This is a genomic window from Ignavibacteriales bacterium (assembly GCA_016700155.1).
Lineage (GTDB): Bacteria > Bacteroidota > Ignavibacteria > Ignavibacteriales > Ignavibacteriaceae.
In genome coordinates, this window is record CP065001.1 from 2,568,251 (window position 1) to 2,594,168 (window position 25,918).

Genomic DNA, 25,918 nt, shown 5'->3' on the forward strand with positions numbered 1-25,918 from the left:
TTATAATGATTGTACCGGGTATAGATTGGGTTCTATATCGTGAGCAAAAACCAAAATATTCTTCTATAAAGGATTAAATGGTTTATAAAACGGAACTAGAAATGCTGTGGTCTTTCCGTATTTAGTTTTTGAGATTATTAGTCTTTAAACTCCTCTCCATTTTGACATAATCAACCACAAAATAGTTAATACAGTAGAATAAATAACTATTTTTTGCATAAACATCATTGCTCCGAACATTGCCCTAGTCGCTTTAGTTATAGTCTCAACTTCTTCGAGATTTTTTGATTTAGGATTATTAATAATTTTTTGTGGTTTGCTCATTTGTTCAGCAATTATTTGTTTTTTTTTATTTTCCAATGGCTTCAACTGAATTGGTATAAATAACATTGAAATAGCCGAAACAATTACTGAAATAAATATCATTTCAGTAGGGAGATTTGATTGTCTAATTACTGCCCTGAATTCATTTTGTAATTCACTGTTTGAAATTATTCCGGTAATTAACAATCCCTGAAATACTAGAAAATATGACATCGTTGTCCTTGCCTCACTAATCTGTTTTAGCAAAAATGTGGGTTCTCTTCCATAAAAATGCTCGGGATTTAATACATATCCCATATCCCACACAAAAAAAATTGAAATCATAATCCAATACAAAATTGGTGTTTGTGTAGCAAGAATTATTATCAAAAAGCTAAATGAGAGCACATATATTAAAATATTTGACCAGCTATTATAGATATTTTTAATGGATCGATCATTTATCTCTTTAAGTTTTATTTTAATTTTTTCAATCATTTAGATTTCTCCAAAATATGAATCTTTTTTCTATGGTATTAATAGAATAATAAAATATGATACCCAGAATCGAGGCAAATAAGATCCCAGCAAAAACCATCGCTGTCTCAATTCTTAGAGATGACACTAAAATTAAATGACCGATTCCTTCACTAGCTCCAACAGTTTCACCTACAATCGCTCCAACTACACTTAGAGTGCTTGCTATTTTAAGTCCCGCCATAAAAAATGGTAATGCGTTTGGTACCCTCAAATATTTAAATATTTGAAAATTAGTGGCTGAAAAACTTTTTAATAGTTCAATATGTTCATGATCCACATCTTTCAGTCCACGAATCAAATTAACAACGATTGGGAAAAAGGATATTATGGCAGCCATAATGGCTTTACTGAAAATATCTATTCCAAACCATAGTATTAACAAGGGGGCTATTGCTATAAGTGGAATAGCTTTCAACCCAATGAGAAAAGGCAATATTATTCTCGATGCTGTTTTTGAATAGGTAATATAAATTGCGACAATTGTTGACAATATACCTGCAATTAAAAAGCCAAGAAGTGATTCAAATGCAGTTACTAAAGTGTCGTAAATCAATGATTCGAAATTGGTTATTATTGCATTAATTATTTCTCTTAAAGGTGGAATCAAATATGGTGGTATTTTGAAAATATTTATAGTCGCCTCCCACAAAACCAAGATAAGTGCTACAAGAAAAATTACTATTATTTTATCTTTCATTTTTCAACTTAATTTTGTGGATCGTGATCTTTATAATAATTTATAACAAAATTATTGTTGAAACATTCTTCAGTTTTAACTTCTTTCTTTATTCCCCCATACTTTTTCCATATTTGAATTATTTTTTGCCATTTCTCATCATACATCCATCCAAATTTTTCAGGTTTATTTTCATTAATAACTAATTTTTGAATTTCATCCATCATTTGTTTCTCATGTTTATAGTTAAAGTTGGTTTGATATTTCTTTACAGTCATTATAGCTTTTTCTGAATTCTTTAAAGCTTCTATCCAACCAGATAATACACAATTTACAACGTTTTGAACAAGTTCTGGATTTTCTTTTACCATTTTTTCACTAGTAAATAACACATCACCGGGTACATCTAATCCGAGTGTATCCGGATCTAAGGTTACTATCTCAAACCCCTTCTCTTTTGCAGTTAATGGTTGGTTGATTTTATACCCGCCCCAAACTTGAACTTCACCTTTAAAGAACCGACCCATATCCGGTGTTACAGGTACTTCAGTTATCGTCTTCCTATTTATTTTAAATGAATCTAGAATTGCTTTGTACATGTACTCGTGATCGTATCCATAAAATACTGCAATTGTTTTATTCTCCCAATCTTGTACATTTTTAACACTATCCTTTAGCCAAAAAAATACGTTTGGATTCTTTTGAAATATGACAGCAAGTGCAACTACCGGCAATCCCTTATCACGCGCTTCTACTATTTGCCCCGCTCCCGCTATTCCGAAATCTTCATTTCCTGTTGCAACCCCTTGGATAAAATTGACTCCAGGCCCGGAAGTCCTTAATTCTACACTCAAATTATACCCATCAAAAAGTGCAAATTGATCTGCCCAATAAATTCCTGCAAACTGTGTTTGATGTAACCATCTCAATCTTAAGGATATATTCTTGGTGCCTTTTTCATCACCAGCTGTTGAGCGAACAAAGTATATTGTAACTGCTACTAGTATAATTAAAATAGCAAGATAAAGTTTGTCTAAATTTTTCCAAAATTTTTTCATTTTTTCAATAATCATAATTAACTCCCATTATTTTATGTTATTTTTATTTTGACTCAGATAATCTAAAATCTCTTTTCTCATTACTACTAAATCATTTTCAAATCTCGAATTCGCTGTTCTTGGTCGTGGTAGATTTATTAATAATTTTTGAATAATTCGACTAGGCTGAGAAGATAGTATAAATACTTCGTCAGATAGAATTATAGCTTCTTCTATAGAATGCGTAACAATGATTGTCGTTGCACTAGTCTTTTTTAAAATATCTAACAATAACATTTGCATATCTTCTCTTGTCAGAGCATCTAATGTTGCAAATGGCTCGTCAAGCAATAGAATTTCTGGGTTAAAGATTACAGCACGCGCCAAAGCAACACGTGATTGCATTCCCCCAGAGATTTGATGTGGATAATAATCTGCAAAATTAGTTAGACCAACTAATTTTAATATTTCATCAATTTTCTTATCATAACTTCTAGCATCGCTTTCGCTGAATAACAATTTTAGTGGCAAAGCAATATTTTGTTTTACATTTTGCCAAGGCAATAAATTTGGCTGTTGAAACATCAGACTTATTTTTTTTCTTAGATCAATATTTAAGGGATCCAAACCATCAATCAAAATCTCGCCACTTGTCGGTTTTAAGAGGCCTGCCAATAATTTTAAAAGCGTGGTTTTTCCACAGCCTGATGGCCCTAAGAGTGCAACAATTTGTCCCTTTTTTAGACTAAATGACAGATTAGTAAAAACTTCAAGTTTTCTTGGTTCATTTCTTTCAAATGATTTGTTTAGATTTTTAACAAGAATGTAATCGTTGTTCATTAGAAAATATTTAATTCATAGAATTATTGTACCTGTTTGTAAAGCAGTCACTTATATCGAATTTAACGTCACCTAGGAATCCATTTTCTGAGAGCTTATTATACATATATTGTAAAATGTTTTTGTCGATATTACCTATCGCTGCAGTATTCTCCAATCTAATTAGATTCTTTATCATTTCAATTTTTCTAAATTCATTCGCAAAATCAAGATTTTTGTTTTTCCTCAAAACTGAATTAACAGATTCTTTTTGATTTTCATAGACTAACATCCATCCTTTTAGCATCGCATTCACTAGATTATTGATTTTTTCAGGGTTTTTTTCTATGAATGAATCTGTTGCAAAAATACAGTCCGCATAAAAATTTATTCCGTAGTCCTTAGCTTGTATTATGTTCAAAGTCATCCCATGTTCCTCTGCAATTAATGGTTCATTAAAAATGTAACCGTTCCATACATCTATTTTATCTTCAAAAAATAATTGTAGATTATGACTTGTAGGAATCTCATTTATCAATAATTCATCAATTCCCAATTCTTTTAATAATATTGAATATTCAATTTCCACATTTGTGCCGTGTTGAACAGCTACTCTTTTACCAATAAAATCAAAAGGAGTCAATATTTGCTTATTTTTTTTACTGAAAAAGCATACTGGGCTAAATCTGAATATTACAGCTAAACACTTTACGTTTATACCCCGCGATCTGGCAATTAAAATTTGTTCAGCACTGGTGATTCCTATTTGTGCATCACCTGAAGTCACTGCAATTATCTCGTTTTTACCCAATCCACCTGGTAGGAATGTAAGATTGATATTATTGTTTCTGAATAATCCTTTTTCTTCAGCTACATATAAACCGGCAAATTGAGAATGATGAATCCATTTTAAAGCACATTTAACATTTACCACTTCTCTACTATTCGATTTACATCCATTACCAATTATCGATACAATTACTAAAATGATTATTGTACTTTTCAACTCATTCTCCTGACTTTTGAAATCCCAACGTCATGGTAAATCATATCATTATGAATAAGTGGTTTTTGCAATTCAATAATTTTTAGTAAATCATGTTTTGAATAATCAGTTAAGTCATTTAACAACACAAAATTTAAAAAATTAATATCATCTGCAGTTGGTGTTATATAATTAATTGCTCTGAAGCGACTATGAAGTGTTTTATACCGTAAAGTAACATTTAAATGATCTAACGCTACTCTGACTTCTTCATGTGTAAACCAATTTTTAAAGAAGGAAGATTGTGTATTTAATATTTCTTTACTTTGTACTATTATTTGATTTAATCCACGTTTCTCTTGCAGCACTATCCATAATTCACCTTGACTTTTCAAAGTTTGAATTATTTTATTAGTGAATTCTATAAAAGGTGTTTGAATATACTGCAAAACGTGAGATGCTAAAATAAAATCAAAGGTTGTTCCAATGTAGTCTTCAAAAGCAATTTTGTACAACTCCACATTATAGATAGTTTTCATTTTGGGAATAAGCAAATCAATGTAGTCTTTCGATATATCAATAGCGATAATTTTATTATCTGGGAACATTTTACTTAGAAAATTTGTATGTGTACCAAGTCCACAACCTAAATCTAGTATTTTTTTCCCTGTATCTCCTTTTTTAATTGGTAATTCATTATTGTTAAATGCTCTTAGTAATTCTTCCTGCAGCAATAGTTTTTCATTAGTTCTTTCAACATAGGCTAAATAATTTTTGGGAGAAGTAAAGGTATAGTCTTTTATCATAATTTCTGCAAAACTCATTAATAAAACATTTAGTATTAAAATTATAAAATAAAACTACTAAATAAGTTGTTGAGATATATCTTTTATCTTTAATTATTTTTTGATTATTATTTTTCCCTTCCCAAACTCCCTCTCCCACATCTCCCTAAATATCTCATCAGTAGATTTCATCACTGGTTTCTTCTGATTGTATACTGGAAATCTCTGATCTATCCTTACCGTATTCTCATCAATAAACTTTAATATCTCCCTGACTGCAATCTTAGGTCGATTCCCCACTCTCATAATTCCAACTTGCCATCTCTGATCAGTTTCTTTAGCGTATCCCTCCCGATTCCCATTCGTTTAGCAGCCTCACTATAAGAAAGCAAAGCAATCTCATCTGCACTTTCAGGATTACTATTCATCTACTTAACTTTTAATTTGGACACAAGGACGACTTTTATACCTTTTATAAATTACAAATAAATTTATATCAAAATCTCGTCCTCCCGTCCTTTTATTTTACTTCCCCCCTCTCTTTACCAAGTCTCTGCCGGCTTTACGGGGGAGAAGGGTTGGGGTTTACCCGCCTCTGGCGGGGTGAGGTTTTATGCAACCGCCTTCCCCTCCCTAAACTCAATCATCCTCTCCGCTCCCGACTTCGATTCATTCACGCGATAATCATTTATCTTCGCCCAAACCTTCAGCCACTTTGTGAACTTAATCTGTGTTACACTCAACTCCGGATTTTCTTTCTTAAAGCGTTCAAATATTTCTTTCTTATTATAAATTGTATTCGTTGAAAGTTCGGAACAGAACTCATAAAACTCCTCACACGTTTCATTGTACAATTGTTTCTTCTCTATATTAATATGTTTGTATGCCACGAGTCCATTCCCCAAATAGTACTGGCAGTATTCCAGCATCACTTGATAAAACTCATTCCACTGATTTTCATTCCACGATTCAAAAAACCTGTGACCGAATTCGTGTTCCGGCTGATGTCTTTTGTTGTAGTGCCCAGTATATTCGATAGGAAACTGCCTTGCCATTGTTGAATCATCAACCCCTTTAACTGAATAATTTGTCGTGATCGCTATTTTGGGTGACTTAGAGTAAGGCAGGTATATTTCATCTTTGCCTTTTCTTTCGATTGTTATCCCATCGGCTATTGTGGAAAAAAGTTTGTCGAATGGAAATTTCTCGTCCAGATCTTCAAAGGCAATTATGTTTGTATCTATATCCACTCTCTGAAAAGCAAAACTTTTTGTAGGATTAAAAGTCCTTCCATTTATCGGTTCAACATTTCTTAGTTCTGAGATTGCTTTGATAGTAAGTCCTTTACCGCTTCTTCCGGATGCACCTTCTGACATAATCTCATCAATTAATATAACGGCTTTTTCTTCTCCTCCCTTTTTGCATCTGTGCAGCAGAAATCCTATCCCGGATTTTAAAGCGTTCATTCTATCTTTATCATTACCGGTTGCATTAAATAGAAAATCCTCAAACTCACTCCTGTTGTTTGTGATGATATATTCTCTTCTTATAATATTTCGTTCCCATATACATCCCCTCAATTCTTTATAAGGTTTTGTGACTATCGCATCTTTTTTTACTTCAACAAAAACATTCTTAAAGAAAAAATAACTTGTTTCTGCCGTGTCCTCACAAAACTCCAATCCGCGAGTGATAAGGAATTCATAAAACCCATCACTGAATATTTGTGTACTCCCCTTCATCAGTGCATCGAGTACCGCTTCCCTTGTTGTGCCCTCAAAATCATCTGCAGGAATTTGATTTAAATACGCCAGGATAAATTCTTTTACCTCTGCACTTCGCATTTCATTAACAATATTATTTTCTACTTTCACAAAGATGTATTCATTGCCGATTTTAATTTTACCATACCCGTACTCTTCCAGCAGTCTCTTAACTTTAGTTCTTGAAATCCTGGTTATTTTATTATCTCTATACCAGAACTTCAGGTTAGCAGGCTTCCATCCTTTTTCCTTTGCTAAGAAAAAGATTGTGCCCGGTGTTATTCTCCCGTCATATTTTTTTTTAAGATCAGCAAATTTATTTCTTACCTCATCTTCAGTGTCGGTGTAATGGGGATTCCTTTTGCTCAATTGAACAAAAAAATCTTCTCCCGTTTTTTCCAATGGAACAAGTGCAAACCCGATTCTCAGCCAATCCTCGTAACAATTTTCACCAAGACTATCAGCAAGAAACTCTAATGCACTGAATAACTTGTCTTCATCATAGTAAGCATCAGCAGCATCTTTTATTGATTCACTTTCATTTATAACTAGCTTTGTGTTCTCTTTAATAACACAATACTCTTTCAGACATTCAATAAGTACCTGCGGTTCGATCTGAATAGGTTTTTCAAACGGATCATTTCCTAAAAAAGTATAAATCCCTCCGCTCGGATGAGTTGAATACGGAAGTACCGTATAACAATCCTTCCAGCGTAATTCGATATGCTTACAGTAGCCGTCAGTCTTGCTTTTGAATTTAATGACAGCCCGTTCAGAACCTAATAATTTTTCAAGCTCCTCATTCCACTCACAATAAAAATAAATATGATAACCCATTCCGCTTCCGCTTTGAACAAGCCAGTCATACTGTTCAGAAAATTTTAAAGCTTCTCTGAATTTCTCAACTAACTCAAAATTCTCAACACCATCAAAATCAAAACACCGTAGATTCTCTATTCCCATTACTGCACTAACACCGCTGCAGTTCCAGTCCATAGATTCAATATCATTGATTGATTGCTTTTCCGTTTGCCATCTTTCCCATTGAATAGTTGGCTTCTTACCATTTAATGGTAACACATTGAAACCGAAGTTTACAGCGAGCTTACTCGCGAGTTCCTTGAACATTTTTTTCTCCTTCTATTTTTTTATAATAATTTGTTTGTCACACTGAGTGGCAATGCCATCGAAGGGTGACTGTTTATATCTTTCCAGTATCAAGTATCCAGCATCTTCAAATCTTTCAATCTTTAAATTTTCTTCTTTATTTTATCCAGCATCCGGTATCCAGTACCAAAAACTCCCCTTTGCCTATTTACCCGCCTCTGGCGGGCTACCTATTCCCCATTTTCCATCTTCCATCACCCATCAACCATCTTACATTCTATTCACCGCCTCCCTCATACTATCAAGATCAGGATGCAGATAAATACTTAATGTACTTAATTGAGCGTGTCCGCTGATCCGCTGAACTACTGGTAGAGGTGCACCTTTTAAAATCATTCTGCTTAAAGCACTGTGACGCAGATCGTGGAAATGATAAGTATTTCCAAACCCTGCAGCCTTGCACGCACACTTAAACTGCTTGGAAAAATAATCCGGAGTAAAAGCAAACCCGTTCCCCTTACAAAACACAAATCCATTCCTATCCCCTCCTCGCCTCTTTTCTATCCCCTCCTTGGAGGGGATTAAGGGGTGGGTTTTTCCATCTAACATTTCCCATTTACCATTTACCATTATCCGTTTTGCCCTCGCGAGTAAAACCTCCCTCACCTTACTATGCATCGGCACTTCCCGTTGCTTGCGACTCTTCGTCTGAAAACTTTCACTCCCTATCACAATCACATTCCTGATAAAATCCACATCGCACCATTTCATAAAAGTTAATTCACTCAGCCTGCACGCTGTATAGAAAGCCAGCACAATAAAATCTTTTATCATATCGGTAGAGATATGCGAAAGAATTTTTTCAAACTGTTCATCAGTGATAAATTCTTTTTTAACAGACTGTCTCTTAGCTAACCTTATTTTACCCACAGGATTTTCCTGGACATAATTCCATTCCTTAGCTTTATTGAACATTGCTTTAAGCACACGTAGATAAACATAAACTCCCCTTGGAGCTTTCCTTTTTTGAATATCTAAGAACGTTTCTAAATCCTTAAGCATAATTGTATTCATAACACGATCAGCCGAATAATATTTTAACAGCTTTTTAGAAACGAGCATAACCCCGCGCAGAGTTTTAGCTGACCTGTTCATTCGCACAAAAGATTCATACTCATCCAGAAAAGTTTTAATAGTCACAACAGGAAATTGCGGAGTAAGTCTTTCAACTAATTTCTCAATAACCATTCCCGCTATTTTCTCAACCTGTTTCATTTATTTCTTTTTATTCCTTTGTCATATTGGGCTTGTCGAAATATGACAGCAATTCATAACTCATAATTCTCAACTAAAAATTATTTCTGTTTGTCATTCCGAAGGAGTCTGCGACTGAGCTTGTCCGCCTTTCGTGGTGAATCTCAATCATTAACCATTTAGCCTTACGCATTAAACATTCTTTTCAATTTCCTCAATAAGCTTTTCAACATCTCCAAGCCGCTTATTAATCTCATCAACCCGCTGGCTTAACGCACAGTTTACTTCATCTAAGCATTCAAGCTTTTCGATTTTTCTTAGTAAAGCAATCAGGTTTACTTTTATTGATGTTAGTTTGACTTTCATCTGTTTCTCTTGTTGTATATTATTTTCGGAAGGATAAATAAGGAAGAAATATTTTTATTGAAATTGAGAGGCTTAATAGCACGCTTAACTATTAAGGGTATTAACTCTATTAATTATTTTTCGATATTATACTCGCTGATTGTTTTTATAATATTAAGTATTAGTTCTCTATTTTTTGGTTTGCAGTTTTGATAGGTCACTGCAAGACTGCCTGGTTTCATTTCTTTTCCATCTTTACTTAAAAAACACTTGCATACTTTAGCCCAGATCTCATCACCGGCAATACACTTAAATTTTGAAAATGCCATTTCGCCGATGAACGTTACTAATTCAGTATTATTTTTACACCATCGTATTTTTTCTTTATGTGCTGCAGTAAACAAAACTCCGTCTTTATCACAAAAATTACTCATTACTTTTTCTGAATTGCTTTCCTCAATAAAGTGGTTTCCCTTCCATTCATTAATTAATCTTTGAAGAACTTCCTTGCTTGATAACCAAACAATTCTTTCTTTTTTGTTTTCAGCTTTGTCAGGTTTATGCTCAGCCAGCAATAATACATTCCTGTTCCTGAGCCTGGATTTTGGATATAGTTCATCAACATGAAGTCTTCTCATCTGGTGAGTAATCAGATTCTTTACCCGTAAAATGAATAATCGCTCTTCCATACTTAGCTCATCGCCGTATTCTTCTATTCTGTCCACGATACCAAGAATATCCGTCCTTTCATTTCTGCGGGTTTGTTTTAATCTCCACTCTTCTTGATTACCATAACAAATCTTTTCGACAACATAATTTTCAAATTTATAAAGCACATTCAATAAATACTCAAGACTTTCCTTAGCCAATGGAAATGTTAATGCTTTTTCTTCAATGTTATTAAACTGATCTAAATCTTCTTTTGTAAACTTTCGTGCTTGGTATTCATCGTCCATTTGAACTCACTTTTATTTTCCCGCCAATCATTATTAGCGCATTATGCAATAGATTAATTTTTTTTAATTAATTGTTTCGGCTTGCAAATGAGTTCTGATCAAATTCTCAGCGGTACGATTGTTCGGGAACAGAATAAAAGTAATTTTTTTGTTGGTGAGTAATTCTTTAATAGGCTGGGTTTTAAAATTATTTTAAAAATGGGTTTATAAATTAACTCGCCCGGAAGTACAAACCATTCCCAGAAGTTATTTTGGGGGTAGTAAGAATATTCTCTGAAGTAAGTATTAGGCGGGCTTACTTCAATAGAATAATTACTTAAATCTATTTTATAGAGATCAGCCCAAAGCTGGGCAGCCTCTGTTTGCGAGAATTGTTTTATTTCTTTCATTGTTTTCTTCTAAAAAATTAACTAATGGTAGTTTTGAATTATCCTTCATACTATTCTCCTTCAATGATGTGTTTGTAGATGATGTAATTATTTTAGTTTCGATTTTACTTGCTTTCCTGTAATTATTGGTCAGTAGCAATATTTACCACTTTTCTTCGACCTGAATATGATAATATTAATGATAAATAACAACCTATCCGTGGTATAAAATTTGTTTTTTTTATTAATATAATAATAGGTATGTATGAATAAGTTGTATTATATTATTTTCTTTTTTACATTGCTTATGCAAATCTCAATAATTGATGAAATCGAAGGTTTTCTAACTGAATTTAAACAAAAGCTGAAAGTCTTTGACATCGTTTATCATCGCTCTGATGATAACACAGAAGCGGTTGTCGAGTTAGATATAAAACCAGTAAATAGGAATGAAACACTACTTAAGCTGACTTCAAATGATTATTATAAAGGTCCGAATCCGGATCTTCACGATCCTTATGGATCACCCGTTTGGGAATTTGGTAAGGTCGTAAATAACAAGGAGGTCTATATTAAAATTTCACTTGGCTCACCAGGTAAACCGGTTATTTGCAAATCCTTTCATTTACCCAAACGTAAAATTAATTATCCTTATAAAGAAAAGAATATAGAATGAAACGAATTATAGACTGCCCTGTTTGTAATGATAAAGCACAGTTAAAAGCCGAACAAAAAAAACGTACTTATCGAAATGAAAAGTTTGACGTGGTGGAACATTATTACCAGTGCGATAAATGTAATTATTCATTTACTAATAATGAGATTGATCAATACAATTTATACTTACTGCACAACAAGTATAGAGAAAAATATCAGATCCCCTTTCCTGAACAACTTATTGCTATCCGCGAGTCTTACGGCTTAACTCAAACTAAAATATCTGAACTTCTCGGTTTTGGTCCGAATCAATATCGCCTTTACGAAAGTGGTGAACTCCCCTCAAGTGCTAATTCAATGTTGCTTAGGTTATTATTGCGTCCGCAATCTTTCAAAAATATTATTCTTGAAAACAGACAGGATGACCATGAAAAATTATTTGCCGAGCTCGTCAAAAAAATAGATAAGAGAATTAATGAGACTCGTAAAGCAACATTAATTAATATGTTATTCCGTAATGACATCATTCCTAATTCAGCCACCGGTTTCGCAGTTCCTGACTTTAAGAAGTTTGCTAATATGGTCATTTATTTCTTGAACGTAGCTCAATTCAAAACTAAATTAAACAAACTTCTCTTTTACGCTGACTTCACTCACTTCAAATATTTTGGAAGATCTATTTCGGGTTGTGAATATGCGGCTATCGATATGGGTCCGGTTCCTGATAACTACAAATTGATCTTTGGCTTGCTTGAGGAAGAAAATTTTGTCCATTCTAAAATTGAAACCATTAAGGAAAAAGAAGTCGAGAAATTTTTTCCTTCTCAGTCTTTTGATTCATCTCTTTTCACTGTTGCTGAACAGGATACTTTAAATTCAATTTGTTCTGAGCTGGGGAACTTGAATACGCAGTCTTTGATTGACTTATCTCATGATGAAGTAGCATGGCAGATTAATTCTGTTAACAAAATTACAATCGACTATTCATTCTTTGCCCCTCAGTTAAAAGCACTTTAGTCATTGTTTTAAACCCTTTCTAAAATCAGCAGGTTTTTTTGTATTTTTAACCGAATAATTTCAGAATCAGATATACGATGTCTGTGCCCCCTTTACTTTACAGGGTATTGAGTTGGTGGAAACTCTCTTGATGTATAATTAACAAAAATAAAAGTGTGATTATTTTCCACAAATTCTATGATTAAAGAAGCACAAATAGAAGAAAGTTTTATATCAAAGTTAAACGACCTGAAATATGGTTACAGACCGGAGATTAGAGACCGCGAAACACTTGAAAAGAATTTCCGTGAAAAATTTCAACTGCTCAACCGTGTTAATCTTACCGACTCTGAATTTAAACGCTTAAAAGAAGAGATTATCACCCCCGATGTTTTTCTTTCTTCTAAAAAACTGCGTGAAAGAAATACCTTTGAAAGAGAAGATGGTACTCCACTTCATTATACATTAGTCAATATAAAAGATTGGTGCAAAAACGAATTTGAAGTAATCAATCAACTCCGCATTAATACTGAAAACAGCTTTCAGCGTTATGATGTTATTATTTTGATTAACGGTATTCCTGTTGTGCAGGTTGAACTAAAGAGTTTAGAAATAAGCCATCGCAGGGCTATGCAGCAAATCGTTGATTATAAAAACGATACCGGCAATGGTTATACAAACTCACTTCTCTGTTTTATGCAGCTTTTTATTGTAAGCAATCGCACTACTACATATTACTTTGCAAACAATAACAACTCTCATTTTAGCTTCAATGCTGATGAACAGTTTTTACCTATCTATCAACTTGCAAGTGAAGACAATAAAAAGATAACACATCTTGATGATTTCTCAGATAAGTTTTTGAGTAAATGCACCTTGGCTCAGATGATAAGCAAATATATGGTGCTTGTTGTTAGTGAGCAAAAACTGTTAGTGATGAGACCTTATCAGATTTATGCAGTAAAAGCTATTGTAGATTGCATTCACCAGAACAGGGGCAATGGTTATATCTGGCACACAACAGGTAGCGGTAAAACTCTTACTTCATTTAAGGCATCAACTCTGCTTAAAGACAATCCAGATATTGAAAAATGTTTGTTTGTGGTAGATAGAAAAGATCTTGATAGGCAAACGCGTGAGGAGTTTAATAAATTCCAGGAAGGTTGTGTTGAAGAAAACACAAATACCGAAACTCTTGTAAGAAGAATGTTGTCGGAAGATTATGCTGATAAAGTAATTGTGTGTACTATACAAAAGTTAGGAATCATACTTGATGAAAATAGTAAACGCAATCTACAAAAAGCAGATAAAGGCATACCAACATTTAAGAAACGTCTTGAACCTCTCAAAAACGCAAGAGTAGTTTTTATTTTTGATGAATGTCATCGCTCTCAGTTTGGTGATAATCACAAAGCTATAAAAGAGTTTTTCCCAAATGCACAGTTATTTGGTTTTACTGGTACTCCTATCTTTGAAGATAATGCTTCTTACAAACAGGTTGATGGAACAGTCGGCTCGTACAAAACAACAAAAGATATTTTTCAAAAACAATTACACGCATATACTATTACGCACGCAATTGATGATCGAAATGTTTTGCGTTTCCATATCGATTATTTTAAACCTGAAAAGAAAGTTGAACCGGGAACAACACAGCACAAGAAAGCAGCAGTTGAAAAAATTCTTGATAAACACGATGCTGCCACACACAATAAAAGGTTTAACGGAATTTTTGCCACTTCCTCAATTAACGATGCGATTGAATATTATGGATTATTCAAAACAACTCAGGCAGAAAAACTAAAGGAAGATTCTAACTATCAAAGCTTAAATATTGCTTGTGTATTTTCACCGCCTGCAGAGGGAAATAAAGATGTTGAGCAGCTTCAGGATGATTTGCTTCAGGAAAAAGAAGATAATAAACAAGCACCCGAAGAAAAGAAAAAAGCTCTTGAAGCAATTATAAAAGATTACAATAGCCAGTACAGTACAAACCATAAATTAAGTGAATTTGATCTTTACTACCAGGACTTACAGCAGCGTATAAAATTTCAGAAATATACCAATGCCGACTATCCGCATAAAAATAAAGTTGATCTGGTAATTGTAGTTGATATGCTTCTCACTGGCTTCGACTCACATTATCTTAATACTTTATATGTAGATAAAAACTTAAAGTACCATGGTTTAATACAGGCTTTTTCCCGCACCAATCGTATTCTAAATGCTACAAAACCATATGGCAACATTCTTGATTTTCGCCAGCCTCAAAGTGAAGTTGATAAAGCTATAGCTTTATTTTCTGGTGAAGATATACAACGTGCTAAAGAAATCTGGTTGGTTGATCCTGCTCCTAAAGTAATTGTAGATTATGAAAAAGCTGTTGCTGAAATGAGCAAGTTTATGCAGAAGAACAATCTTGTTGCAGAACCGCAGGAAGTGTATAACATTAAAGGTGATACTGCTAAAATAGAATTTATTAACCGATTTAAAGAAGTACAGCGGCTTAAAACACAACTTGACCAGTACACCGATTTGAGCGAAGAACAAAAAACAAAAATTGAAACTGTTCTGCCTGAAGATCAATTGCGTTCTTTCAGAAGTTCGTACCTGGAAACAGCTAAGAAGTTAAAAGAATTACAGCAAAAAGATGGTGATACAAGCTCCGATATTCAGCAATTAGATTTTGAATTTGTTTTGTTTGCTTCTGCTACAATAGATTATGATTACATTATGGCGCTTATTGCTAAGTACACCCAGAACAAGCCAGCTAAACAAAAAATGTCACGCGAGCAGCTAATTAGTTTGTTAAGTTCAAGTTCTAACCTGATGGATGAGCGTGATGATATTGCAGAATACATTAAAAGTCTTGAAGCCGGTAAAGCGCTTAATGAAACTGAAATAAAAAATGGCTACCAGACTTTTAAAGCAGAAAAGTACACCAAAGAATTATCTGCTATTGCTAATAAACAGGGATTAGAAATTACTACACTGCAAAATTTTGTAGATGGCATTTTAAACAGAATGATTTTTGATGGAGAACAACTTACAGAACTTTTATCCCCTTTGGATTTAAGCTGGAAAGAACGCAGATTAAAAGAGCTGTCACTGATGGAAGACTTACTGCCTGTATTAAAAAGTTTAACACAAGGGCGTGAAATTTCTGGTCTTAAAGCTTATGAGTAAAGATGTGAAAAATAAGTTAGAGCCAAAACTTCGATTTTCTGAGTTTAAGGGTGAATGGGATGAAGAACAATTAAGTGGTCTTTTAAATTACGAGAGACCTGACAAATATATAGTTAATGACACTAACTATGTTTTGCAAGGCACACCAGTATTAACTGCAAATAAGAGCTTCATCCTTGGCTATACACAAGAGACTGAGGGGATTTGCGAAAATATTCCTGCAATAATTTTTGATGATTTTACTACTGATAAAAAATATGTCGATTTTCCATTTAAAGTAAAATCTTCTGCTATTAAAATTCTAAGACCTAAAGATGAAAACAATCTAAGGTTTATTCACGAATTAATGACTCTAATAAAGTTTGAAGCCAAGGAACATAAGCGCTATTATATTTCTGCTTACCAAAATTTATTGATTCCTGTTCCTGATCCAAAAGAACAACAAAAAATAGCCGATATTCTTTCTTCATTAGATGATTTAATAAAGGCAGAAAATCAGAAACTTGAAACTCTAAAAGCACATAAAAAAGGATTAATGCAAAACCTTTTCCCTGCAGAAGGAGAAATGGTTCCTAAGCTGAGGTTTAAAGAGTTTAACAAGGGTTGGAAAAAAGTGAAATTAAAAGATGTGTCCATATATTTTAACGGTGGTAGTTATGAAAATGATGTTAAAGAAGAAGGTAAGTATGAACTAATAACGCTAAAATCAATTAACACAAATGGTCAGTTGGTCAGTTCTAAGCGTTTTATCGATATTGAAGTTCCTACTCTAACCAAAGGCACTTTAGTTATGATTCTTAGTGAACAAGCCCCTGGGTTACTTGGAATGACAGCTATTATTCCAACCGATAATAAATATGTATTAAACCAACGTGTTGCTGAAATTCGTCCAAATCAAGAAGTTGAAAGCTATTTTTTATCAATGGCAATAAATAGAAATCAAGCCTATTTTAGTAAGCACGGAGCAGGGATGAAAGTCCAAAATATTTCTAAGCCAAATGTTGAAAAGTATGAATTTTTAATTCCTGAAATTCTCGAACAACAAAAAATAGCTGATTGTCTTTCATCTTTAGATAAACAAATCGAATCACAAAATCAAAAGATTGAAACATTAAAGCTTCACAAAAAAGGTTTAATGCAAAATTTATTTCCAAATTTTAGTGGGTAGAATTTATGAGTACTCTCGCAGAAATAGCACAACAACTTAAAAATAGTAAGGAAAATATCATTCTTGTATATGCTTTTAATTCAACTGGCAAAACTCAACTATCTGTTGCTTATAAAAATGTGACTAAAGCAGCTAATGGTGGTAAGCATTCAGGTGTTTATTACAATGCCTTTAGTGAAGATCTTTTTGTTTGGGACAATGATAACGTAAAACTTACAATTACTCCAAGCAGATTAAATAAATTTCACAACTCATTTACTGAACTCGATATTAGTAAAAAACTAACACCTTATAAGCCTAGATATGAATTCTTCTTTAATCCAAATAAAGATTCTGAAAAAGGTTTTGATTCAATCACCTTTTATAAAAAAGGAGATACAACCACTCCCATTAAAATAGCTAGAGGTGAGGAAAGGATTTTCATCTGGTGCTTCTTTTTAACTCTATTTGATGTGGAAGCCTGGTCCGGTGAACAGAATGCACATTTCTTCATTGATGACCCAGTTTCAAGTTTAGATGATCATAATATTTTTGTAACAGCCTCTACAATTTTTGAATTGCTTGAGAATCAACTTGATAAAAGAAAAATAATATTAACTTCGCACCATTTAGGTATAATTTCAATATTAGATGATTGGCTGAATAAAGGTGAGAAAAAAGATAAATTTAAATCTAAAAATAAAGTCTATATCTTAGAACGTGATGAAGAAGAACATTCATTAATAAATCCAAGAAATAGTGTACTCCTTTATAATTTAAGATTATTGCAATTATTGGACAGTGCGTTTAGGTCAGAAATATATTCTTATCACTTTGCTTTACTAAGGCAAGTGCTTGAAAATATAGCCTCCTTTCTTGGTGTGGGGCAATTTAGTTATGTATTGGAACAAATAGGAATTACACCGGAACAACGAGTTACAGATATTGTTAATGCTTTATCCCATAAAAAGGTTTACTATTTTGAATCAGATCTTTTGGTTGATGATAATAAAACAATATTTAAAGAAGTATATAGTAAATTAATTCAGAAGTATAATTTTGTAATTCATACAGATTAATTATGACAGCAATAGAACAACAAAAACTTGGTAGTACATTGTGGGACATAGCAGATAATCTACGCGGTGCAATGAATGCAGATGATTTCCGTGATTATATGCTTTCGTTTTTATTCTTACGTTATTTATCTGATAATTATGAAATCGCTGCAAAAAAAGAATTAGGTAAAGATTACCCTCAACCTAAAGAAGATAGTAAACTAACTCCGTTAGCACTCTGGTATGAAGCGAATAAAGGTGATGTAGATGACTTCGAAAAACAAATGCGTAGAAAAGTACATTATGTTATCAAGCCGGCTTATTTATGGAGCAACATTGGCGAACTTGCAAGAATGCAAAAAGGTGAGTTATTAAGTACTCTCGAGGAGGGTTTTAAATACATTGAAAATCATTCTTTTGAAAGCACATTTCAGGGTTTATTCTCAGAAATCAATTTAAGTTCAGATAAACTTGGTAGAACATACGAAGAACGAAACAGCAAGCTTTGTACAATCATTCAAAAAATTGCAGAAGGCATCGCAAAGTTTTCTACAAATACAGATATACTTGGGGATGCTTACGAATATTTAATTGGACAATTTGCCGCCGGCTCAGGTAAAAAAGCTGGTGAGTTTTATACACCACAACAAATCTCTACTATACTTTCAAAAATTGTAACACTTGATAGTCAGGATCCAGGTAAAGGCAAAAAGAAAAAGCTTGATAAGGTTTATGATTTTGCTTGCGGTTCAGGTTCTTTGCTATTAAATGTTCGTAAACAAATCGGGTCAAATGGCATTGGTAAAATATTCGGGCAGGAAAAAAACATTACTACATACAACCTGGCACGTATGAATATGCTATTACACGGTGTTAAAGATTCAGAATTTGAAATCTATCACGGCGATACACTTACAAATGATTGGTCAGTACTTAGCGAATTAAACCCCGCAAAAAAATTAGAATTTGATGCTGTTGTTGCAAACCCCCCATTTAGTTATAGGTGGGAAGCAAATGAAAAAATGAGTGAAGATTTTCGTTTTAAAAGTTATGGGCTTGCACCAAAATCCGCAGCAGATTTTGCTTTTTTATTACACGGTTTTCATTTCCTCAGCAAAGAAGGAACAATGGCTATCATCCTTCCTCACGGAGTTTTGTTCAGAGGTGGTGCAGAAGAAAGAATTAGAACAAAATTATTAAAAGATGGGAATATAGATACTGTAATTGGTTTACCATCTAATTTGTTCTTTTCAACTGGCATACCTGTTTGTATCCTTGTACTAAAGAAATGCAAAAAGACAGATGATGTTTTATTTATTAATGCAAGTGAACATTATGAAAAAGGCAAACGACAAAACAAACTGCGCGAAGGTGAGAATGGTGAACCAAATGATATTCAGAAAATAGTAGACACCTATCAGAATCGTCCGGGAAAAATTGAACGATACGCTCGTACAGTATCAATGGAAGAAATTGAAAAAAATGATTTCAATCTTAACATTTCCCGTTACGTTAGCACTTCCATAGACGAAGAAGAAATTGATTTACTGGAAGTAAATATAAAACTTGTAGAAATAGAAAAAGATATTGCTAAAGCAAGGGAAACACATAACAAATTCTTAGAAGACTTGGGGTTACCTCCGGTTTAATTTAGTGCAACTCTCAGTGATAAGGAGAAAATGAATTATTTATTCATAATACTTATAATAGTATTTGCGTTTTATTTTTTTCACAAGTTTAGACATAATAAAAACGTAAAACTTCCCACACAAAAGTTTGATTTTATTATAACGGATGAGATCAAAGAAATCATCAATCTTCTAAAAACCACAAATGAAAGTATATTTATAACTGGAAAAGCAGGGACGGGTAAATCATCCTTATTAAAACATTTTATTAAATCCACCAGGAAAAAATATGTTGTGTTGGCTCCAACAGGTATCGCAGCACTAAATGTTAGTGGTCAGACTATTCATTCATTCTTTCGGTTCCCACCTACTATCATAAATCCTGATCAAATTCAACCTGATTATGTTCGTGCTGAACTATTTAAAAATTTGGGAATGGTTATTATTGATGAAGTATCAATGGTTAGAGCAGATTTAATGAATGGGATAGATATTGCACTGAGAAAAAATCGTAATAGAATAAACGAACCCTTTGGCGGTGTTCAAATGATATTCATTGGTGATCTGTTCCAGCTTCCTCCCGTATTAACTGATAAGGATCGGTATCAAATTATAAGAACTTATGGGGGGCAATACTTTTTTGATGCACCAGTATTTAAATCCTTTAAATACAACTTTAGTGAACTCACAACAATATTTAGACAATCCGAAGAGCAGTATCAATTCAAAACCTTGCTTAATCACATAAGGAATAATGAAGTTTCTTTTGAGGATATGGCTTTGCTAAATTCTCGTCACAAAGATAATAAGGGCGAACATGTTGATTCAATTTTTCTGACTTCAAGAAAAAATATTGCGCGTCAGATTAACAAGGATAAACTTGAAAATCTTCCCGGTAAAAAATATTCATTGGTTGGTACACTTAGTGGTAAATACGCAAAAGATAAAGACTCTGATAATGATAAATTGGATGATAATTTACCTGCCCCTCATAATTTAGAATTAAAAATTGGGGCGCAAGTTATGATGTTGAGAAATGATCCTGCGAAACGATGGGTTAATGGTAGCATTGGCAAAATAGTAAAAATAGATGATAACAAAATTGTCATTAATTTATATGGTAACAGGTATAATGTTGAAAAGGAAAGTTGGAAGGAAGTTGAATTTGTCTTAAACAATAAGACGAAAGAAATTGAAGAAAAAATTATTGCCGGATTCAGTCAGTTTCCAATTCAACTTGCCTATGCAATGACAATTCACAAAAGTCAGGGGAAGACATTTGATAAAATCACCATAGATATTGGCTCGGGTGCATTCGCTCATGGTCAAATATATGTAGCTCTCAGTAGATGTAAAACTTTAGAAGGAATTATCTTAAACAATCCTATTCAGAATAAAGATATTATTGTAGATCCTCGTGTAATAGAATACTATAAAACCAATTCCACTCCAGTTCCAGTTATTAAACCAGAGCCACAAGATTTTCAACCAATCATACTTAACCAATTAAAATCGGCAATAGATAATGGCTCAACCGTAAAAATTTTATATGAGAATTTGAATGGCGAAACTACAGAGCGTATTTTAAGTAATCTTCAATTCACTGATGAGTTCAATACTTATGGCTATAATCATCAACACATAAAAGCATATTGCCATTTAAGAAAAGACGAAAGAAATTTTAAAATTGAAAGAATAAGAGAAATATCGGTTGTAAATCAATAGTAATTCTTTATACAGCTGTTATGCATAATTTCGTGACATCAACTCAACTATTTTAATAAAGTAAAAACACGATGCCAGACATAAAACTCTTTAACATAACTAACAACAAAGCAATCGAACTCGATGGTAGTTCTGTGAAAGTTGAAAAGACACTTCAAACTCTTATCGAAAAAAATCTCGATACTTTTCTTGGAGTGACATTCCTTCAAAGCGAATATTCAACCGGTCATAAAACTACCGGCAGGATAGACACACTTGGTATTGATGAAAACAATTGCCCTGTTATCATCGAATACAAAAGAGAAACTAATCAGAATGTCGTAACCCAGGGCTTATACTATCTCGACTGGCTCCTCGATCACAAAGCAGAATTCCAGCTACTCGTGATGAACAAAAAAGGAAAAGAATCTGCTAATAACATTGAATGGTCTAACTCTCGTCTGATCTGTATAGCGGGTGATTACACCCGTTATGACAGCCACGCAGTAGAACAAATGAACCGCAACATTGAACTCATTCGTTATAAAAAATTCGATAACCTTCTTCTCTTTGAACTTGTATCAGTACAATCAGAGGCATCAAAAGCCAAGAAAAAAACAAAAGAACAAGCTCCGGAAATAAAAAAATATAAAACAGTAGCTGAATTTTACGAAGGCTGTAGCGATGATTTAAAAAACAGGTTTGAAGAACTGACGCAATTTATAAATAACCTTGGTGATGGAATCCAGTTAAAAAAAATGAAATGGTATTTTGCTTTTAAGAAAATCAAAACCTTTGCATCATTTGCTTTTCAGCCAAGAGGTAATACAATACAGATGTGGGTACATGCTGATTTGCGTAAAATAAAATTCGAGAAAGGCTTCACTAAAGATGTATCAAACATCGGTCATCACGGAATCGGAAACCTTGAAGTAAGAATAAATAACTCCGAAGATTTAGAAAAAGCAAAACCCTTAATCCTAAAAAGTTATGAATTAAGCTGATAATACATTTTAATAAATACAGTCAAAAATTATATTAAAGAAGTCCGTTGAAGTGGAGTATCAATCCGTAAAAAACAATGGAATTTCTAAAATATCTATATCTTTAGAAAAAGTTTTGCAGAAGATATTTCTAAATTTAGTGCAGTTGTAAAGCTTATAATTGCGTTATAAATATTAATTTTAATAACTTAATTTTTGTATTATGGATTTGTATTCAACATTTAAGAATCACAACAACTTCAAAATATTTAATTTATCAAACAATTTTTAAAGTATGCCGCTAATCACTAATATCATTCTAATTTTTGCTATAATAATAAGTCTCTTTATTCCCTTTCAGCCTGATCCGAAAATTTATTTTCCAAGATTTCCATTTTTATCTAGATTTGAGAAATTTTTTTTCTATTCCTTACCTTGTTTTTTTTCAATTTATGTTTCGTACCTGTATACTTTTTTTTATCCATTTTTAAGTTTAGTTCTTTCGTTTCTAGCTTTAGTAGCTTCTTTATCATTCTTTTATATGTTTTGGTTATCCTACAATTTCGATTATGACTACAGAATTTATAGGCTGTACAAATGACTCTTCCACGTCAAAATCATATTTTAGGTATAATTATCATTTTTCTTTTCTTCTTTGTTTTCTATCCATTACTATACTTTAATAGATTAAATCAAATAGAAAATGATGATTCAATTCACTCTATATATCATTATAATCTAATCTTAAATAACAATTCGCTTAAATCTGAGCTAGTTGAGTTGGAGAATCAAATTGTTGAAATTGAGGCTTTGCTTTCAACTACACCATACCAACGGAAATTAATTCTTGATAACTATAGCCCAAATATTCTATTCATTATTTTACATTCGTTTGTTGTTGCTAGCACATTAAATTTTTTCTTTGGTACCCGCAGAAGAAGAAAACGCGTAGGGTTTAATGATAACAAATGATCTTTTTTTTGATTTTATTATTCTTTCAATTCCTCATTTGCTTCTCTCATTGCATTTCAGACTACGTAACTATCATGGATATTCAGCGCATCCAAGATATCCGGAAATACCTCCATATTATTTGCCCACACGTGTTGATCAATTTATTATGTTTTTTCTCTTTCCAATTCTTGCTCTACTTTTCTATCAAATACATCACCTTGTTTCCCATATCATATTAATATTTTATTATTTTTTACTTATAACAAGAACCATTTTTATTGAATTAAGTTATAGAAGAAAAAGTGATAAATATTTTTTATATGGTAATTATATAGCAATTATACAAAGATTTTCAATTTATGGGTTTCTTATTTACATATTTCTTCCTCAATCATCGGTTTCTAGTACTAATTATAAAGATCCTATTGCCATCATAGAAACACTCAATTATCAATTTAAAGATGAAATTCCACTTGATTCGTTGAGATATGAATATAATTTATTAAAAAATAATACTGAAGTTTTTAGATCTAAAATAGATTCTCTTTATTCTCAGAATCGGAATTTATTTGATGATATTAGTTCTTATAAGTGGGCAGAGTATGCACAAAACATTCTAATATCTTTGTTCACAGGGATTTTGTCTTTTCTCTTTTTTGCTGGTTATAATGTCAAAAGAAATAATAAAAAAATCTTATAATTAAACTATTATTTTATTTCATTTTTGATTTTATAGTCCTTCCATTAATTTAATTAATCTTCAGGACCTTTATGTCGAAAATAATTGCTTATTTTAGGATTGTAACGACAAACTCCATTACAGTTCTTTTATAGCAATCCAGAATTACAAATTTATTTAATCGTCAGGAAATATTTTTATGTTGAGGCAACCCCATCCATTCGATTCAACTGAACAGCAATTAGCTCACACAGAAATTCTTCAATTGCTAAATCAACAAAATAATTTAAAGCTCGTAAGCAAAAAACTTTTAATCGGTGAGACACTCTTTCAGTCTGATGTCTACTCAGCCTGTCCGCCGGTGTTTTTAACAAAGGCGGAAAAACCCGCCAATTATGTGCGCGATATATTCACGCATTGGCAAAATGAAAGTCGCGCAGCACAACAAGATTTGAAGGACATACTCAAAATGCTTCTTATAGAAAAAATGCAGAACAAAACAATCAGAAAGAGAATTGTATTCGCAGATGCAGAAGCCGCAAGCAGTTTTTCCGGCAGTGAATCCTGGTACTCAAAACTTAAAGATCATTTCAACATAGAAATAATCGTGATTGATATTCCACTTCAACTAAAAGAATCACTCATCAACGCACAAAAACGACAGTACAGATAAGTTTTTTAAATAAATTAAAGAGAATGCATTATGCCGTTAGTTTTGACCCGCCCATTAGTTTTTTTTGATCTTGAAACAACAGGCACAGATATATCACAGGACCGCATTGTTGAGATCAGCATACTAAAATTACACCCCGACAGCCGCGAAGAAACTCTTACCACCAAAGTTAATCCGGGAATTCCTATTCCTACCGGTGCAACTGCCGTTCATGGTATAACCGATAAAGACGTAGCAGACAAACCAACTTTCTCAGCCTTAGCCTCTGCCCTGCTTGAAATTCTTGACGGTTCAGATTTATGCGGTTACAACCTTCTTAAATTCGACTTCCCTCTTCTAAGAATGGAATTTGCAAGATATGGTGTAGAGTTTGACATTACAGGAATTAGATTGATAGACCCTATGCGCATTTTTATGAAAAAAGAACCAAGGGATTTAACATCAGCATTAAAGTTTTATTGTAATGAAGAACTAACAGACGCACACACAGCAGAAGCAGATACAATAGCAGCAAAAAAAATTCTACTCTCACAAACTGAAAAATACTCCGACCTGCCCACCGATGTTGAAGGACTCTCAAACTATACAACAGAAGGACAAAAAAGAAACGCTGACATCACAGGCAAACTCATATTCAACGAAACAAACGAAATAGTTTACAACTTCGGAAAACACATAGGTAAGAAAGTAACCACCCACCCTGACTACGCCGCCTGGATGCTCAACTCCGACTTCCCCGCCGACACCAAAACAATCCTCCGAAACTTACTTAACATCTGATTTGAAATTATTTCATCCCAAAACTTTTTCTAAATAACTCCACCTGCGTGTAATGCTTGTCCCTGTATGTTCTGTTTCATCCCAATGTCAAGCTGTAATGCCTGTCCCTCTGGGAGACCACTACTTACCAATTCCAGGCTGTAAAGGACCACTCCTTTACAGTTCATAACACGCTTAAAAATTCTAACTCATTTTCCAACGTTATACCCAAACCCATTCAACCCCACAACCACAATCAATTATGATTTACCAACAGCTGATTTCGTAACACTTGCAGTTTATGATATTTTAGCAAATGAAATAACAACCCTGGTAAACGAATTCCAACAAGCAGGCTCGCATAAAATAATATTCGATGCCTCAACCCTCTCCTCAAGCATTTATTTTTATATACTCAAAACTCAACAACACACTTCAACACAAAAAATGTTGTATCTAAAATAACTGTTCTTTGTGACAAATGGCTTTACTTCGTAATTAGATCAGTAATTCAAAGAACTCCATTCAAAAGATCGACCTGCAATATTTTTTTTCT

The 25,918-nt window shown here is 33.1% G+C and carries 25 protein-coding genes; 12 read left to right on the forward strand and 13 right to left on the reverse strand.

Annotated features, from left to right (window positions below):
* Positions 1–144 precede the first annotated feature (144 nt).
* From IPM56_10870 to IPM56_10930, 13 genes are all read right to left on the reverse strand, one after another.
* Positions 145–801 carry a hypothetical protein gene (locus IPM56_10870; protein QQS34764.1) on the reverse strand — a complete coding sequence of 219 codons (657 nt, stop codon included), beginning with the start codon at positions 799–801 and terminating at the stop codon, positions 145–147.
* Positions 794–1,540, reverse strand: coding sequence for an ABC transporter permease (locus IPM56_10875; protein ID QQS34765.1), 747 nt, complete (start codon positions 1,538–1,540; stop codon positions 794–796). Before IPM56_10875 ends, IPM56_10870 begins: the two co-directional genes overlap by 8 nt.
* An 8-nt stretch (positions 1,541–1,548) precedes the next feature.
* Complete coding sequence (locus IPM56_10880; GenBank protein QQS34766.1) at positions 1,549–2,592, reverse strand: ABC transporter substrate-binding protein; 1,044 nt, start codon at positions 2,590–2,592, stop codon at positions 1,549–1,551.
* Between the two features lie 12 nt (positions 2,593–2,604).
* Positions 2,605–3,396: an ABC transporter ATP-binding protein gene (locus IPM56_10885; protein ID QQS34767.1), complete on the reverse strand. Its 792-nt coding sequence runs from the start codon at positions 3,394–3,396 to the stop codon at positions 2,605–2,607.
* Between the two features lie 10 nt (positions 3,397–3,406).
* A complete protein-coding gene (locus IPM56_10890; protein QQS34768.1) occupies positions 3,407–4,381 on the reverse strand; it encodes an ABC transporter substrate-binding protein in 975 nt (324 codons plus the stop codon).
* Positions 4,378–5,166 carry a class I SAM-dependent methyltransferase gene (locus tag IPM56_10895; GenBank protein QQS34769.1) on the reverse strand — a complete coding sequence of 263 codons (789 nt, stop codon included), beginning with the start codon at positions 5,164–5,166 and terminating at the stop codon, positions 4,378–4,380. Before IPM56_10895 ends, IPM56_10890 begins: the two co-directional genes overlap by 4 nt.
* A gap of 93 nt (positions 5,167–5,259) precedes the next feature.
* The gene (locus IPM56_10900; GenBank protein ID QQS34770.1) at positions 5,260–5,445 is read right to left on the reverse strand and encodes a hypothetical protein; all 186 of its coding nucleotides are present in this window, start codon (positions 5,443–5,445) and stop codon (positions 5,260–5,262) included.
* 2 nt (positions 5,446–5,447) lie between these two features.
* Positions 5,448–5,573 (reverse strand): excisionase family DNA-binding protein, encoded by a 126-nt coding sequence (locus IPM56_10905; GenBank protein QQS34771.1) that lies wholly within the window; start codon positions 5,571–5,573, stop codon positions 5,448–5,450.
* 183 nt (positions 5,574–5,756) lie between these two features.
* Positions 5,757–8,036: a bifunctional DNA primase/polymerase gene (locus IPM56_10910; GenBank protein ID QQS34772.1), complete on the reverse strand. Its 2,280-nt coding sequence runs from the start codon at positions 8,034–8,036 to the stop codon at positions 5,757–5,759.
* A 249-nt stretch (positions 8,037–8,285) separates the two neighbouring features.
* The gene (locus IPM56_10915; GenBank protein ID QQS34773.1) at positions 8,286–9,290 is read right to left on the reverse strand and encodes a site-specific integrase; all 1,005 of its coding nucleotides are present in this window, start codon (positions 9,288–9,290) and stop codon (positions 8,286–8,288) included.
* A 171-nt stretch (positions 9,291–9,461) separates the two neighbouring features.
* Entirely contained in the window at positions 9,462–9,635 is a 174-nt protein-coding gene (locus IPM56_10920) for a hypothetical protein (protein QQS34774.1), read from the reverse strand.
* Positions 9,636–9,748: 113 nt separating this feature from the next.
* Positions 9,749–10,570, reverse strand: coding sequence for a hypothetical protein (locus tag IPM56_10925; GenBank protein QQS34775.1), 822 nt, complete (start codon positions 10,568–10,570; stop codon positions 9,749–9,751).
* Positions 10,571–10,668: 98 nt separating this feature from the next.
* Positions 10,669–10,959, reverse strand: a complete 291-nt coding sequence (locus IPM56_10930) for a hypothetical protein (protein ID QQS34776.1) — start codon at positions 10,957–10,959, stop codon at positions 10,669–10,671.
* Positions 10,960–11,203: 244 nt separating this feature from the next.
* On the opposite strand from IPM56_10930, the gene IPM56_10935 reads away from it, so the two are divergent.
* The 12 genes from IPM56_10935 (at position 11,204) to IPM56_10990 (ending at position 25,827) form a co-directional block, all read left to right on the forward strand.
* On the forward strand, positions 11,204–11,614 hold the full coding sequence (locus IPM56_10935) for a toxin (GenBank protein ID QQS34777.1): 411 nt from the start codon (positions 11,204–11,206) through the stop codon (positions 11,612–11,614).
* The gene (locus tag IPM56_10940; protein ID QQS34778.1) at positions 11,611–12,612 is read left to right on the forward strand and encodes a DUF4065 domain-containing protein; all 1,002 of its coding nucleotides are present in this window, start codon (positions 11,611–11,613) and stop codon (positions 12,610–12,612) included. Before IPM56_10935 ends, IPM56_10940 begins: the two co-directional genes overlap by 4 nt.
* Positions 12,613–12,789: 177 nt before the next feature.
* Complete coding sequence (locus IPM56_10945; protein ID QQS34779.1) at positions 12,790–15,777, forward strand: type I restriction endonuclease subunit R; 2,988 nt, start codon at positions 12,790–12,792, stop codon at positions 15,775–15,777.
* 346 nt (positions 15,778–16,123) lie between these two features.
* Positions 16,124–16,945, forward strand: a complete 822-nt coding sequence (locus IPM56_10950; GenBank protein ID QQS38286.1) for a restriction endonuclease subunit S — start codon at positions 16,124–16,126, stop codon at positions 16,943–16,945.
* Between the two features lie 5 nt (positions 16,946–16,950).
* Positions 16,951–18,003, forward strand: a complete 1,053-nt coding sequence (locus tag IPM56_10955) for an AAA family ATPase (protein ID QQS34780.1) — start codon at positions 16,951–16,953, stop codon at positions 18,001–18,003.
* A gap of 2 nt (positions 18,004–18,005) precedes the next feature.
* Positions 18,006–19,631 carry a type I restriction-modification system subunit M gene (locus tag IPM56_10960; GenBank protein QQS34781.1) on the forward strand — a complete coding sequence of 542 codons (1,626 nt, stop codon included), beginning with the start codon at positions 18,006–18,008 and terminating at the stop codon, positions 19,629–19,631.
* Positions 19,632–19,661: 30 nt separating this feature from the next.
* Positions 19,662–21,335, forward strand: coding sequence for an AAA family ATPase (locus IPM56_10965; protein ID QQS34782.1), 1,674 nt, complete (start codon positions 19,662–19,664; stop codon positions 21,333–21,335).
* Between the two features lie 71 nt (positions 21,336–21,406).
* The gene (locus tag IPM56_10970) at positions 21,407–22,318 is read left to right on the forward strand and encodes a DUF91 domain-containing protein (GenBank protein QQS34783.1); all 912 of its coding nucleotides are present in this window, start codon (positions 21,407–21,409) and stop codon (positions 22,316–22,318) included.
* A gap of 937 nt (positions 22,319–23,255) precedes the next feature.
* Complete coding sequence (locus IPM56_10975; GenBank protein ID QQS34784.1) at positions 23,256–23,951, forward strand: hypothetical protein; 696 nt, start codon at positions 23,256–23,258, stop codon at positions 23,949–23,951.
* Between the two features lie 178 nt (positions 23,952–24,129).
* Positions 24,130–24,603, forward strand: a complete 474-nt coding sequence (locus IPM56_10980) for a hypothetical protein (GenBank protein ID QQS34785.1) — start codon at positions 24,130–24,132, stop codon at positions 24,601–24,603.
* A gap of 30 nt (positions 24,604–24,633) precedes the next feature.
* The gene (locus IPM56_10985; GenBank protein QQS34786.1) at positions 24,634–25,383 is read left to right on the forward strand and encodes a 3'-5' exonuclease; all 750 of its coding nucleotides are present in this window, start codon (positions 24,634–24,636) and stop codon (positions 25,381–25,383) included.
* 165 nt (positions 25,384–25,548) lie between these two features.
* Positions 25,549–25,827 carry a T9SS type A sorting domain-containing protein gene (locus IPM56_10990; GenBank protein QQS38287.1) on the forward strand — a complete coding sequence of 93 codons (279 nt, stop codon included), beginning with the start codon at positions 25,549–25,551 and terminating at the stop codon, positions 25,825–25,827.
* Positions 25,828–25,918: the final 91 nt, after the last annotated feature.